Source organism: Pseudomonas salomonii, assembly GCF_900107155.1.
Lineage (GTDB): Bacteria > Pseudomonadota > Gammaproteobacteria > Pseudomonadales > Pseudomonadaceae > Aquipseudomonas > Aquipseudomonas salomonii.
This window is the reverse complement of sequence record NZ_FNOX01000001.1, coordinates 178,663-192,571: the sequence shown is the minus strand read 5'-3', so window position 1 is coordinate 192,571 and position 13,909 is coordinate 178,663. Positions and strand designations below refer to the sequence as shown.

At 55.1% G+C, this 13,909-nt stretch carries 17 protein-coding genes; all 17 read left to right on the top strand.

Annotated elements, in window-relative coordinates; all coding sequences use genetic code 11:
- Positions 1 to 282 precede the first annotated feature (282 nt).
- The 17 genes from BLV67_RS00990 (at position 283) to traD (ending at position 13,903) form a co-directional block, all read left to right on the top strand.
- Positions 283 to 582 (top strand): hypothetical protein, encoded by a 300-nt coding sequence (locus tag BLV67_RS00990; RefSeq protein WP_074854386.1) that lies wholly within the window; start codon positions 283 to 285, stop codon positions 580 to 582.
- A 304-nt stretch (positions 583 to 886) separates the two neighbouring features.
- Complete coding sequence (locus tag BLV67_RS00985; protein ID WP_069786012.1) at positions 887 to 1,138, top strand: hypothetical protein; 252 nt, start codon at positions 887 to 889, stop codon at positions 1,136 to 1,138.
- Positions 1,139 to 1,234: 96 nt separating this feature from the next.
- Entirely contained in the window at positions 1,235 to 1,738 is a 504-nt protein-coding gene (locus BLV67_RS00980) for an STY4534 family ICE replication protein (protein ID WP_069786011.1), read from the top strand.
- A 96-nt stretch (positions 1,739 to 1,834) separates the two neighbouring features.
- A complete protein-coding gene (locus BLV67_RS00975) occupies positions 1,835 to 2,152 on the top strand; it encodes a hypothetical protein (protein ID WP_069786010.1) in 318 nt (105 codons plus the stop codon).
- Between the two features lie 286 nt (positions 2,153 to 2,438).
- A complete protein-coding gene (locus tag BLV67_RS00970) occupies positions 2,439 to 2,774 on the top strand; it encodes a hypothetical protein (protein WP_069786009.1) in 336 nt (111 codons plus the stop codon).
- 78 nt (positions 2,775 to 2,852) lie between these two features.
- On the top strand, positions 2,853 to 3,458 hold the full coding sequence (locus BLV67_RS00965) for a DUF3275 family protein (RefSeq protein WP_069786008.1): 606 nt from the start codon (positions 2,853 to 2,855) through the stop codon (positions 3,456 to 3,458).
- Between the two features lie 203 nt (positions 3,459 to 3,661).
- Positions 3,662 to 3,823 carry a hypothetical protein gene (locus tag BLV67_RS33210; protein ID WP_244160686.1) on the top strand — a complete coding sequence of 54 codons (162 nt, stop codon included), beginning with the start codon at positions 3,662 to 3,664 and terminating at the stop codon, positions 3,821 to 3,823.
- A gap of 72 nt (positions 3,824 to 3,895) precedes the next feature.
- Positions 3,896 to 4,495: a hypothetical protein gene (locus tag BLV67_RS00955; protein ID WP_069786007.1), complete on the top strand. Its 600-nt coding sequence runs from the start codon at positions 3,896 to 3,898 to the stop codon at positions 4,493 to 4,495.
- 22 nt (positions 4,496 to 4,517) lie between these two features.
- Positions 4,518 to 5,975: a DUF6094 domain-containing protein gene (locus BLV67_RS00950; RefSeq protein ID WP_069786006.1), complete on the top strand. Its 1,458-nt coding sequence runs from the start codon at positions 4,518 to 4,520 to the stop codon at positions 5,973 to 5,975.
- A 104-nt stretch (positions 5,976 to 6,079) separates the two neighbouring features.
- A complete protein-coding gene (locus BLV67_RS00945; protein ID WP_069786005.1) occupies positions 6,080 to 8,320 on the top strand; it encodes a DEAD/DEAH box helicase in 2,241 nt (746 codons plus the stop codon).
- 158 nt (positions 8,321 to 8,478) lie between these two features.
- A complete protein-coding gene (locus BLV67_RS00940) occupies positions 8,479 to 9,186 on the top strand; it encodes a methyl-accepting chemotaxis protein (protein WP_069786004.1) in 708 nt (235 codons plus the stop codon).
- A gap of 40 nt (positions 9,187 to 9,226) precedes the next feature.
- Positions 9,227 to 9,979, top strand: a complete 753-nt coding sequence (locus BLV67_RS00935) for a TIGR03759 family integrating conjugative element protein (protein ID WP_074854411.1) — start codon at positions 9,227 to 9,229, stop codon at positions 9,977 to 9,979.
- Positions 9,964 to 10,521, top strand: a complete 558-nt coding sequence (locus tag BLV67_RS00930) for a lysozyme family protein (RefSeq protein ID WP_008437382.1) — start codon at positions 9,964 to 9,966, stop codon at positions 10,519 to 10,521. Before BLV67_RS00935 ends, BLV67_RS00930 begins: the two co-directional genes overlap by 16 nt.
- Positions 10,518 to 11,021, top strand: coding sequence for an integrating conjugative element protein (locus BLV67_RS00925; protein ID WP_069786001.1), 504 nt, complete (start codon positions 10,518 to 10,520; stop codon positions 11,019 to 11,021). The genes BLV67_RS00930 and BLV67_RS00925 overlap by 4 nt, the downstream gene beginning before the upstream one ends.
- Positions 11,022 to 11,028: 7 nt before the next feature.
- Positions 11,029 to 11,313, top strand: a complete 285-nt coding sequence (locus tag BLV67_RS32210) for a hypothetical protein (protein WP_124376261.1) — start codon at positions 11,029 to 11,031, stop codon at positions 11,311 to 11,313.
- Entirely contained in the window at positions 11,273 to 11,683 is a 411-nt protein-coding gene (locus BLV67_RS00920) for an HNH endonuclease (RefSeq protein ID WP_069786000.1), read from the top strand. Before BLV67_RS32210 ends, BLV67_RS00920 begins: the two co-directional genes overlap by 41 nt.
- A gap of 3 nt (positions 11,684 to 11,686) precedes the next feature.
- A complete protein-coding gene (gene traD, locus BLV67_RS00915; RefSeq protein WP_069785999.1) occupies positions 11,687 to 13,903 on the top strand; it encodes a type IV conjugative transfer system coupling protein TraD in 2,217 nt (738 codons plus the stop codon).
- The last annotated feature ends 6 nt before the right edge of the window (positions 13,904 to 13,909 follow it).

Genomic DNA, 13,909 nt, shown 5'->3' with positions numbered 1-13,909 from the left:
TTGCCCTCCCCGAAATATCCCTCCCCGCTTGACACATCACCATCCCCCCTTCGATGATATGGACGTGCTTTGCTGACGTCGTCAGCATCATGCCCAGGCAGTTAGGATCTTGAAGACTGCGATACGATGTTCGTGTCAGATCCGCCCAAGACCGCTGAGCTTCTGGTAGCGCGGTCGGTCGACAATCGTCGATGGAAGCACCTTATGCAACTCACCTCGCGGGGAATCACTTCCCCAACAGGGTCAGTGGGTTCTCCGCATTCATCCTGCAGGAGAATCACCATGTCCAAACTTGCTTATGGCTTCGGCTTCGCGCTTGGCACCATCACGCGACAATTTCTGCGTGCGGTAAAGAAAACCAGCGCTGCGCCCACAGCTATCCATACCAAAGCAGCTCCGTTGCTTCCACCGCCCTGCGTACCTGAGCGTCTCGTACGTGAGATGGATCATGTACCGGCAATAACTCGTAAAGGTGTCGACCTGAACCTTTGGTACGCGGCGAACACTCGAGTGGTCCAAAAGCCTGCTCGTAAATCGCGTAAGAAGCCGGCTGCACCCTCGTTGGTGCCAGCAACTTGCTAAGTCTGCGCCCTTCGCCTCTGTAGGGAGCCTTCCCAACGGGAAGGTTTCCTCGGAGTTTTCCCGGTAGGGGCTTGACAAGCGACAATCGTATTTCCATGATCTGCACATGTATCGCTGACGTCGTCAGCAACATGCCCAAGTAGTCTGGATCCGCAAGACTACGATGCGGTTTTCCGCATTGATCCACTCCCAAGATCGCCATAGCTTCCGGTAGCGCGATCAGTCGACTTAGTCGATGGAAGCACCTTTCCCACCCATGACGGGCCTATCCCGTCAGGGCAGGCCTCTCACTTTTGGAGGTCTGATGAAAACTGAACTGGCTCTCTACCAGGCGTTGATTTCGATTAACGTCCCGGAACAGAAGGCAAATGCTGTTATTGAAGCTTTGGAGACCGACATGCTTTCACGTTTGGCTACCAAGGCAGATTTAACTGCTATTGCTGCAGAGTTCAAATCTGAAATTTCTCAGCTTGAAGTCAAGCTCACCATTCGCATGGGCGTCATGTTGTCTGCAGCTGTCGGTGTAATGATCACTGCAATGAAGCTGATGCATTAAACAACCTTGAGCTCCACCCACCCTCGCGGGGAATACTTTCCCCCCTAGGGCGAAGTGTTTCTCCGCTTTCTGTTATTTCGAAACTGGAGAATCACCATGAGCACTAATCAATCCAACGAAGCAAAATTCTTCGACCTTCACACCACTGGTATCGGTTATCTCAACCGTATCCGTGAAGTGAAACCTCGCGGCAAAGGTAAGCCATTCATGGCAGTTACCGTTGCGGCACTGCGCGGCTCGATGGATGATGCCGAGTATTCCTATATCGACTGCAACGTGGTCGGCGCTGAAGCTGAAAAGCTGATTCGTCGCAGCCAAGCAGCCGTTGAAGCCGGAAAGAAGGTCCTTGTGAGCTTCCGCATCGGTGATATCTGGACCGACGCATTTACCTACGAAAAAGGCGATAAAAAAGGTCAACCTGGAGCAAGCCTCAAGGGACGCCTGTTGTTTATCGGCTGGATCAAGGTGGATGGGGTAACTGTCTATGAAGCCAAACCGAAAGACTCTGCTGAGCCCCTTCCTGCCGAGGATGGTGCTGCTGGAGATGATTCGGATGACGCCCATGGACAACCAGAACCTGAACAACGTCAATCTGCATGATTGAAATCATGGCGCCCCCTGGGCGCCTTTCAATATTCGTACCGAAGGGAACGCCACCCTTCGGGATTGGTGATTTCCGAACCCTGGAGATAAACCATGATGATGAATCCTCAACGACTGCCGCTGCTGACCGAAATTGGTCTTTTAGCTGCTCAAGCTAGTGTTTACAGCCAGCTGGATAAACTACTTCCGAGCAACCCGGCGCTCGATCCCGATGACGACCCGCGCTACACCCTTACTTCTGACCTTTGGTTAGAGGTCCTGGATGGCGTTATCTCATTGGCAAAGATGGACCATCGAGATGAATTCACTCCCAAAAACAGCCCACTGTTATCGGAGTACGGACTTCTCAAGGAATATCGAAGAGCTCGCTGGGAGTTGGAAGATGAACTTATTCATCCCGAATACTACTAACTCGCTATTAACACACTCTGCAAACTCTGCATCAACCCCTTCAACTGCTACTTGCGCAGCGGAAATGGAGAAGGCGCAGAAATCAATTAACCTCTGGCTTTCTCAAGGGGCAGAAGCGGAAAGGATGGGCGACACGTTCTGGGCAGAGTTATCGGCCGAGAAGGTGACTAAGTACCAATCGATTCTAGCAAGCCTTCAAAAGACAGCATAAATCACACAGCTGACAATACCCCGCCGGGAACCATCTCCCGAACGGGCCAGGTGGTTTTCGCACCTGGAGATAAACATGCAAACCACCACTAACCTCGTGTCATCTGACCTGCTCAAGCTCCCGGTCGTTTTAACACCTCGGGCCTGGCAGGAAGCGGTGCATATTGAAAACCCAAAGGATGCAAGTGTTGTCAGTGAGCGACTGGGCGAAGTTGTCCTGGAAGCCTACCGAGAACTGCATTTGCAACCTGACAGCACACAGATCCATTTCGGCCTCTATCGTTTATTGCCTGCCGGCAATAGCACTGATCGAGTCTGGCTGGACCTAAAACTTGACCGCATAGAATCACCGCCAGGCGTTTTCTATCTGTACATCTCACTCAAGGAAGAAACTCATACTTCTTGCCCGTAATCCTTCGACATTCACAGCACTACCCAAAGCCCGACACCTGTCGGGCTTTTTTCGTTCGTAGCAGTGTGGAGCTGCCCCATGATCAACATCCCCGGCCAACTGGCCATCCGTACCATCAGCGGCCGTAATGGCGAATTCAACGTCGGACGGCTTTCGACCTCTATCGGTGAGTTCGTGATCAAAGACGCACTCCTTGATCAGTACGATGAAGGCAAATACCGAGGCGACTTTCTGATAACGGAGATCCGTCCTTCGTATTACTCCACAGCAGGCCGCCTGGTCGTTGAGATCCGTGCAAAGCTGGAAAGCATGAGCCTCGACGACGTCGACAATCTGACACCAGAAGACGCCGCCAGGCTCTCGCCAAACGAGCCTGACCCTATGGATGAAGAGTCTTCCTCCAACCTCTCCAAGCCAGTGCAGCGGAATAATCCGCCCGCAGTACCGGCCTCCAATAAACAGGTATCAAAAGAGGATGCCCCGTTTGGGATGACCCCGACCGGCGGAACCAACGACCTCGAGGCAGATGCCGAGTTGTTCGGCACAATCTGGCCTCTGAGCGATACAGTCAGGCTGGACACAACTGTTGATCGTCAGCAACTACGCCAACAGTGCAGTCGGCTCTCTGAACTCGGCTATGTACACAACTTCAAACTGCAGGTATGGAATATCTCCGATACCTGACGAAGCCCGCGATACGCCAAGCCAATCGGCACAACCCATGAGGGGCTCCCTCCTGGGCGCTCCTCGACTTAGCAGGAGCAGCACATGAATCCAATCTTCAATAACCTGACCCAAGAAATCCTTGAAAACATCGAAGATCAGCTCGCAATAACGAGGTATCGACGAATGAGGAGCTTTGGGACTTCTTCGTAGAGGAGCTCGAAATGACGGCAGAACAAGCCGATGCCGCCGTTGCCCTTCGCCCCAAATACCTGGGGCAAATCTTTCTCACTGGGCACAGCCCTCTATTTCAAGACGAGACGGTCTCGTTTGACCCGAACGAAAAAACGCTCAAATCGGACGACCAGCTGTTTCCCAAGCAATAACACTTACTGCTAACACCCCCGAGGGGCTCACCGCCCCTCGGGGCGGGTTCCCCCTCCATTATGGAGGTTCCCATGCCCAGCCCTACCCCGCTCTTCCCAATCGAGGAGTGCAATGATCTCTTCGTCGACGCTTGCGCGTGTGACGAACAACGCAACCTGGTGTTCCTCTCTGCATGGGGTCGAGACACGGCGCTGCAGGAGTTCCTGGCCAGGCTGACCCTCGGCACGACAGAAGATGGTCTAAGCCAGTTTCACATCGTTGTAGATGGCCAAAGTCTTCCTGTCTTTCCCAACATCGATCTGTTGGAAAAGAGCACCACGCGACAATTGCGCGGTACGTTATTCGGCAGCTTGATTCACCTCTGGTTGTTTGACCGACGCTGCGTACAGCCGGATCGGGCCAACCACTTCGCCTACGCCCTTCTTGAGAATGGGCAGTCACCTCATCAACGGCTTTGGCCGTTGATACAGGACACCTGTCCATTACCGCTGCTGCCACATTGGCAGGAGCAGGTAATGGGGTTGCTCACCCAACACGACATGCTGCAGCTGTTACCTGGAACGTCCGGCGCTGTAGCGGCATGGCGTTTGTCGTTGCAACTCGACGTCCTCGAACCTGCTTTAGGCGATCTCATTCGCCAAGGGCAACTCTCAACCCACGCTCAGTTTTGAGCCTTGATCCAGGAGCCTCATCATGGCCTTGATGTTCCCACGCTTGGCGCGCAACTTCGCTCGCAATGGCTACTACCCCACTGACGAAACGACGCTGGAACGGGCCCTGCAGGCGCTGGCACCCTCTCCAACCGGCAAGATGCGGATTTTTGATCCCTGTGCTGGTGAGGGTGTTGCACTGGCTGAAACGGCTCATGCGCTCGGACGTGACCGCGTAGAAACCTACGCAGTCGAGTATGACCAGGAACGTGCCAATCACTGCAAGACACTGCTGGATCGCGTGCTGCATAGCGATCTGATGGACACCATGATCAGTCGACAGGCCTTTGGCTTGCTCTGGCTCAACCCACCCTACGGTGACCTGGTCGCTGACCATGCAGGTGCCTCACAGTACCAAGGTAACGGCCGTCGGCGCCTGGAGAAGATGTTCTATCAACGGGCGCTTCCACTGCTGCAGTACGGCGGGGTAATGGTACTGATTGCTCCGCACTACGTGCTGGACGATGAGCTGTGCGGTTGGCTCTGCAATCACTTCACTGAACTGCGGATCTACAATGCCGCTGATCCAACCTTCAAGCAGGTGGTGATTTTCGGTATACGGATCCGCCGCCAGGACCTGGCTCGACCGCAAGAGGTCAAATACGTACGCGCACGCCTTCAGGCAATCGGCGCCGGCACATTGAGTGCGGAAGCGTTACCAACGAGTTGGCCATGGGAGCCCTACAGGGTTCTCCCAGCATCCACTGAGCTGGAACACTTCTACCGTATTAGCCTTGAACCTGAGCAGCTAAGCGATGAGGTGAAACGCCTTCGTGGCATGTGGCCGGACTTCACACTGCATTTTGGTCAAAGCGGCGCTCAGCCACGACCTCCAGTAAGGGAACTCTCGCGTTGGCACTTGGCGTTGGCCTTGGCTGCCGGCGCGATATCCGGCGTGGTGACATCCAAAACCGGTCGCGTATTGGCACTCAAGGGCGACACCTACAAAGATAAGGTCCGCAAGACCGAGTTCACCGAAGACCAGGACGGCAACGTCTCAGAGGTAAGGATCCTGACAGATCGTTTCGTACCCATTATCCGGGCATGGGACATGACACCAGGCTCTAACAATCTCGGACAGGTCATCACCATCAGCTCATCGGCGGATACGCCGCATGAACCTGATGAGGCGGTGGCACAGCCAACACTGACCCCACCACCACGAGTGACATTTGAACCGGGCCGCTTAGTGCTGACCCAGTCGGTGCACCATCTGGTGGAGCATGGACATCTCGATCCAAGCACTTACTTGCGACGGCATTTCTCCGGCGACTGGGGTGAACTGCCCAATGAAGACTGGAGCAGTAACCAACGGGCTCTGACATCTGGGGATCGATTGTTCTCCTGTTATGACATATGCGCCGGCGATGAGACCCGGCTCTGGATCATCACCGAAGCTGACCGAAGTGCAACAACCGTGTTGCTGCCATCGGACTACTGACCCACCACGCCAACCTGGCCATCCATAAATCAACCCGCAGGGTATTCACAATACCCGTCGGGGTGTCGTGCATGCCCTGTTTCATTCCTTACGGAGAAACAAACATGAACGACCTATCAAACACCGCACGCCCACCTTTGACTATCGGCTTGACCGAATTCATCGACGAATTCGGTGATGAGTTGCTGGATTCGCTCAACCGCTCTAACCCACCGGTTTACGCTGGCAACATCAACGAAATTCGCCAACGGATCATGAACACGCTCAAACGCCAACCGTTCCCGGCGCAAGCCGAGGTTGTCCAGGCCGTTACCGCACTGCTGCTGGACCGCAGCGAGCAAGCCGCTGTCATCAACGCCGAAATGGGCACAGGTAAAACCATGATGGCCATTGCTATTGCGGCCGTGATGCACGGCGCTGGCTACCGTCGCACGATGGTGGTTTCACCTCCTCACCTGGTCTATAAATGGCGGCGAGAGATTCTTGAAACCATCCCAGATGCTCGGGTTTGGGTGCTCAACGGCCCCGATACCCTGGTCAAGCTGCTCAAGCTGCGTGATCAACTGGGAGATCCCTACGATGGTCGACAGGAGTTCTTTATCCTAGGGCGCGTGCGCATGCGGATGGGGTTTCACTGGCGTCTCGCGTGTTGGTCACGTCGCTCTGCCGGCGGACACCGCTTTGCAGGCTGCCCAGATTGCGGTCGACTTCTGGAGGATCTAGAAAGCAACCGGATCACTGTCGAAGAGTTTCACCGAGAGGAACGCCGTCAAAGCTGCCCTCACTGTCATGGCCAACTCTGGACGCTGATGCGTCCAGGCAAGGCTGAAAACGGAACGCGTCGGGCAACCATACTGAAGTCGATGTGCCGAATTCCGACCATCGGCCCAATACGTGCAGACAGATTGCTGAATGACTTCGGGGAGGATTTTCTCGCCTCGATGCTGATCGATAACGTCAGCGAATTCATCAACCTAATGGACGCCAAGGCCAACTTCATCTTCAGTGACCGGCAAGCCAAACGCATGGAACGTGCCATGGCCAACATTGAGTTTGGCTTTGGTGAAGGCGGCTATCAACCCACGGAATTCATCAAGCGGTACTTGCCTGATGGATATTTTGACCTGCTGGTGGTGGACGAAGGGCATGAGTACAAAAACAGCGGCTCTGCCCAGGGCCAAGCCATGGGAGTACTGGCAGCAAAAGCACGTAAAACCGTGCTGCTGACTGGAACCCTCATGGGTGGCTATGCCGATGATCTGTTCTACCTCCTGTTCCGAATACTTACCCGGCGAATGATCGAGGACCGTTACAAACCAAACTCGCGCGGAAGTATGGCTCCGGCCGCGATGTCATTCATGCGCGACCACGGCGTATTGAAGGACATTTACACCGAGCGGGACAACGTGTCACACAAAACAGCCAAGGGAAAAAAACTCTCGGTGCGGACGGTGAAAGCCCCAGGCTTCGGCCCTAAAGGCATTCACCGCTTTGTGTTGCCGTTCACCGTGTTTCTGAAACTTAAAGATATCGGTGGCAACGTGTTGCCGGCGTACCAGGAGGAATTTGTCGATATCAGCATGTCTGCAGAACAAGCGTCGGTCTATCAGCAATTGGCAGGAAAACTGACGCAGGAACTTCGCCAGGCATTGGCCCGTCGAGACACTACCTTGCTAGGGGTAGTACTCAACGTGCTGCTGGCTTGGCCTGACTGCTGCTTTCGACCGGAGATTGTTAAGCACCCTCGTAGCAAAGATACCTTGGCGTTCGTCCCCTCGATCTTTGCAGATGAGCAAAAAATGCCGAAGGAGAAAGCACTGCTCGACCTCTGCCTCACGGAAAAAGCCAAAGGCCGGAAGGTTCTGGCCTATACCGTGTACAGCGGCACTCGTGACACCACCTCTCGCCTGAAACGAATGCTGGAGCAATCTGGTTTAAAAGTAGCGGTCCTGAGGGCGTCAGTGGATACCGCCAGGCGCGAGGATTGGATCCTCGACCAAGTAGACAGAGGTGTTGACGTACTGATCACTAACCCGGAGCTGGTAAAGACCGGATTGGATTTGCTCGATTTTCCGACCATTGCGTTCCTGCAGACGGGGTACAACGTGTACACCTTGCAACAGGCAGCTCGACGGTCATGGCGGATTGGGCAAAAGCGGCCGGTGCGGGTGGTTTTTTTTGGCTATGCTGGCAGCTCGCAGATCACCTGCCTGCAGCTGATGGCCAAGAAAATCGCCGTGGCTCAAAGCACGTCGGGAGATGTACCAGACTCTGGTCTAGACTCCCTGAACCAAGATGGGGATTCTGTTGAGATGGCACTCGCAAGGCAACTCATTGCTTCATAGTTTGGCGGCCACCTTCGGGTGGCCGTTTTTATGATAAAGCCCCAATTTACTAGAGCCCCCTCGACGAACCAAAAACCATGCGCCCTAGAAAACCTATTTCCTACTGCGCCTGACAGACAGGTTTGAGAGGGTGTCTTCGCTTTTGCGCGAGGACGCTCATGAACCTATCACGCCCGACTCGAACCACTCTGATACTAAGCCTCTGCCTTGTAGTTCTGGCAGGCACGCTGGGCTATCAGCACCATCAACTCTCTCAGCTCAGCAACAGTATGGCCGCAACCGCTGACAAGGAGTCGCTAGATGCACTGCTGGCACGGCTAGGCAAAGTCGATGAGCGACTAGACACGGTAGATGGCAAGCACCTGGTGACCAACGAGGACTTCCGCTCCGGCCAGCAGGCATTGTCGAACCGGATCGATGCCGTACAGGCTTATGCAAAGCAAGCGACCGAGTCGACGCAAGAACTCACGCGTAATGCTGCGTCCTCAGGGGAGCTGGTAGTGCTCAAGGCCAGCGTCGAAACACTTGATAGCCGTATTCACGAACTAAGTAAAACCCAGATCAAGCAACCTGCTGCTCCCTCCAAGCCTAAAGCCGTTGCCCGCAAACCACCTCCTACCCCAAAGCCCAACACCGGTGTCGTTATACCTCAGGCGCCGCCCTTCACCGTCGTCGGTATCGAATATCGCGGCGGTGAACGCTTTTTGTCCGTAGCACCGCCTGGCAGCACGCAGTTGAATCAAATTTACCTTATCCGACCTGGTGACGCTGTGGCGGGCACCGCCTGGCGACTCAACGCGCTGGACGGAAGATCCGCACGCTTTGACGTGGCCGGAACACCTCAAACCGTAACCGTCGCGCAATAGGACCTCCTTTATGCACTCCCCTACCACTTCTTCGAAAACGATGAAGCCCAAGAACATTTTGGGTTTCATTGCAGGCTTGGCCACCTTCGCGTTTGCATACGGCTGTCATGCGGCTTCGGGGCAATCAACGTCGATCTCGAACACTCAGAACAGTGAAGTTCACAACTTTTCTCAAGGAGCCAGTCAGACAGAACTCGCCCGCGAGTGGGGATTAACCCCTCAAGAATGGTCCCGTTTTCAAACTGTGATGGAGGGCCCTCGCGGAATCTATTCGCCAGGCCTGGATCCTCTGACAGCACTTGGCATCGAAGCGAAGTCGGAGGAGGAGCGCCGACGCTATGCAGAGCTGCAGGTGCGAGCCGAGCGACAGCGTATCGATAAGGAATTGGCGTACCAAAGGGCCTATGACCAAGCCTTCGCACGTCTTTACCCCAATGAAAAAGTCATCCAACTATCGTCCAACCCTGCATCTGCTCCTGGCTCGGGAGCGTTAACTGCTGTGAAAGGCACTGGACGACTAGCCGTCTTTGTTCAAGACAGTTGCAACGCATGTATTGACCGCGTCAAAGACTTACAAAACCAGAAACAGTCCTTTGATCTGTACTTCGTTGGTAGTCAAGGTGATGACGAAATAATTCGCCGCTGGGCCATCTTGGCCGGAGTCGAACCGGCCAGCGTGCGAAGCCGACAGATCACACTGAATCACGATGCCGGTCGATGGCTTGGCCTTGGACTCGGCGGTGAGCTGCCGGCCTTGGTACGCGAGGTGAATGGACAATGGCAGCGTCTGTAATTCGCGCGGCTTTAACGGGGGGGCTACTGCTCACCGCGGCATTTGCTAACGGTGCCGAGGTTCCGCCACCGGCCTATCAGTTGATTGCCCTGCCAGCTGGCGTTCCGTCCGAGGTGCTGTACTCAGTTGCACTGCAAGAGAGCGGCACCCGACTTCGCGGCCAGATCGTCCCCTGGCCCTGGACGTTGAATGTCGCCGGCGCCGGATATCGCTTTGCGACACGCAGCGATGCTTGCAGAGCGTTGATGATCGCGCTTCAGACCGCAGGCCCAAATAGAGTCGACGTCGGTCTTGGACAAACCAACATCGGTGCCAACGGCCACCGTTATAGCTATCCCTGCGAAGGGCTGGATCCGTACAAAAACCTCTCGGTGACGGCCCAGATCCTGGCTGAGCAAAAAGCCAAAGGAGGCGATTGGATCACCGCTGCTGGCCGATACCACCGCCCTGCCGGAGGCGAACCCGCTGCCCGATACCGACGAGCTTTTGCCAAACACCTCAGCCGGGTCACCGGTATCAACCTGATGGCGAATAATCCATGAATAGATTGCTACATCTGCCTGTTTTGCTGTCTTTGGCCTCCCCCATGGCAGTGCATGCCACCTCGCTGATTGTTGTTGAAGACCGAGGGGGGGGTTCCGCTCTGCCCTACTACCAGGACTTGGCTCCAGAACCTACCGAGCAGTCAGCACAGTCAGAGAATATTGGTGTGCGTGGGCAAGGCTCGTTTCCAGTGCGCTCTGACCAACTGACACCCGGGCAGGTCCAGGGCCGGGTAATCAACGCACCTGGCCTGCAACCATTGTTTCTTGTAGGTGACGATGAAGGCTCCAGAAAGTGGTTATCACAGCGTCGCGATCAGTTACAGCAACTGCAGGCAGTTGGCCTGGTGGTTAACGTGGCCAGCGCCGAGCGGTTTGCCGAAATCCAACGATGGGCAGGAAATCTACATGTGGTCCCGGCACCATCAAATGATCTGGCACAGCGCCTTGGAGTCCAGCATTACCCGCTGCTGATCACTGCCACAACGATCCAGCAGTGACCAGGGTATGGCCTCTCTTACGCACATCACCTTGGTTATCAAGCAACCGGATGACCCTCGAGCAGGCCAGTTGCTTTTTGAACAAGTCACCTATGTCGCCAAGCTCTATGGCGGCACCGTCATCGCTCGCGTACCTGGTGACGAGGTGGAGCTATGTCAGCGGCTGAAAGAACGCCTGCCCGAGGCAGTTGAGCAAGCGAGGCAAGAGTTGGCCAATTCATCATCACGCATCAAAGGAGGATCCCGGCCCCATGAAGCTGACCAAGAAGCAACGCTGCGAGCTTCACGCTAAATTCGCGGGCCATTGCGCATACTGCGGTGTGCTGTTGGGTGACCGGTGGCATGCGGACCACAAGGAAGCAGTATGGCGAGAACCTGAAAGGGTGAACGGCAAGTACACCGGCGCCATCATTTTGGGGCTGCCGGAGAACCACACCATCAGCAACATGATGCCCGCGTGCGTGCCGTGTAACTTGAGCAAGGCAGCGATGCCATTGGAGGTCTGGCGAAAGCGCATTGCTGATCACGTCAACTCCCTTAACAGCTACCACCCCATATACCGCCTGGCCAAGTCCTATGGGCTGATCGTTGAGACAGGCAAGCCAGTCGTTTTCCATTTCGAAACAGTGGGGCCACTGTCCCCTTTCACTCATAGGAAGTGATCCATGGCCACCTCCTACACAATTGAGTCGCTACTACGCCCTGCCGTCGAGCTGTACACAGTTTGCGTATGTGTCGCTGCGGCATTGCTTTGTATTTTCGCGCCATGGGCGGTTGCTCTGACGCCATTATTCGGCATGGTTGCCGGTACAGGCTTTCTAGGGCTGGGGTTCGTCCGCCTCAAGCAGGCGTTGGTGGTGCTGCGTTACCGACGCAATATTCGGCGTCTACCCCACTACACCATGACCAGCAAAGACATGCCGGTCAGCAATGAGCGGCTATTCATCGGTAAAGGCTTTCGCTGGACCCAAAAACATACTCAGCGGTTGATGGAGACTTACCTCCCAAAATACGCCGAGTATGTCGAGCCCACCTCTATCTATACCTTTGCTCGCAGAATTGAAGAGCGTTTGGAGTTCGCGCCCTTTCCACTCAAATTGCTGTCAAAGGCTACCTCGTGGGATGTGCCATTTAACCCGGCGCGTCCACTTCCTCCAGTCGGGGGGCTACCGCGCTTGCACGGTATAGAGCCGAACGAAGCGGATGTCAGCCTGCCACTGGGTGAGCGGGTTGGACACTCCCTTGTATTGGGGACTACTCGTGTTGGAAAAACCCGCCTGGCAGAGTTGTTTATCACCCAAGACATCAGACGTACCCGCCGTAGCCCCCGGCGCCGCGTTCGGATGGGGCGTCGTGTGCAACCCGTTCATCGAAGCCAGCGCAATGTAGAAATGAACCTGGACCGCGAAGTGGTGATTGTCTTCGACCCGAAAGGCGATGCTGACCTGCTCAAGCGCATGTACATCGAGTGCAAGCGTGCCGGCAGACTGGAAGAGTTCTATGTATTCCATCTGGGCTGGCCCGACCATTCCGCACGTTACAACGCCGTGGGCCGGTTTGGACGGATCTCAGAGGTTGCAACCCGCATTGCCGGTCAACTTTCTGGTGAAGGCAACTCAGCGGCATTCCGCGAATTTGCCTGGCGGTTCGTCAACATCATCGCGCGCGCTTTGGTGGCCCTGGGACGTCGACCGGATTACGAGCAGATCCTCAAGCATGTGACCAACATTGATGCGTTGTTCCTTGAGTATGCACAGAAGTACTTCGCCGAACATGATCCCAAAGGCTGGCAAACCATCGTTGAATTGGAAGGCAAGATTGATCGTAAGAACCTGAGTTTTGCGATGAAGGATAGACCGCTGCGCGTGGTGGCCCTGGACATGTACCTTACCCAGCAACGCAACTCCGACCCCGTGATGGAGGGCCTGCGATCAGCGGTACGCTATGACAAAACCTATTTCGACAAGATCGTGGCCAGCCTTCTGCCATTGCTGGAAAAACTGACTACCGGACGAATTGCAGAGCTGCTATCTCCCGACTACATGGATCTTGAAGATCCGCGCCCAATCTTTGACTGGATGCAGATCATCCGCAAACGCGCAGTGGTCTATGTCGGCCTGGACGCTTTATCTGATACAGAGGTGGCTGCAGCGGTGGGCAACTCGATGTTCAGCGACCTGGTGTCAGTTGCGGGCCACATCTATAAGTTTGGCATCGATGATGGCTTGCTCGGGGCTACCGGCGGCAAGGTAGCAATTAACGTGCATGCGGACGAATTCAACGAACTGATGGGCGATGAATTCATACCGATGATCAACAAAGGCGGTGGTGCCGGAATGCAGGTCACGGCCTACACCCAAACCATGAGCGATATTGAGGCAAAAATTGGTAACCGGGCTAAAGCTGGCCAAGTCATCGGTAACTTCAACAACCTGTTCATGTTACGTGTACGTGAGACTGCAACCGCCGAGTTGCTGACCAACCAGTTGCCCAAGGTCCAGGTGTTTACCAGCACACCAGCGAGCAGTGCAAATGACGCTATTAACGGCAACACCGCTTTCACCTCTAACACCCACGATCAGATCCAAAGTGTCAGCGTACCGATGATCGAACCGGCGCATGTGGTTGCCCTACCCAAAGGGCAATGCTTTGCCCTGATAGAGGGCGGGAATTTGTGGAAGATTCGTATGCCGTTGCCGGCAAGCGATCCCGATGAAGTGATGCCCAAGGATCTTCAGGCCTTGGTTGAGGGCATGCGTAAAGGATCCGGAACCAGCAGCGACTGGTGGCAAGCGCCGGGATATGACGCATTAAGTGAATCGCTTCCTGATGACTTGGTAGACGACTTCCGTCAGATGGCCAATAACGGAAAAGACGCGTAGGCCTGA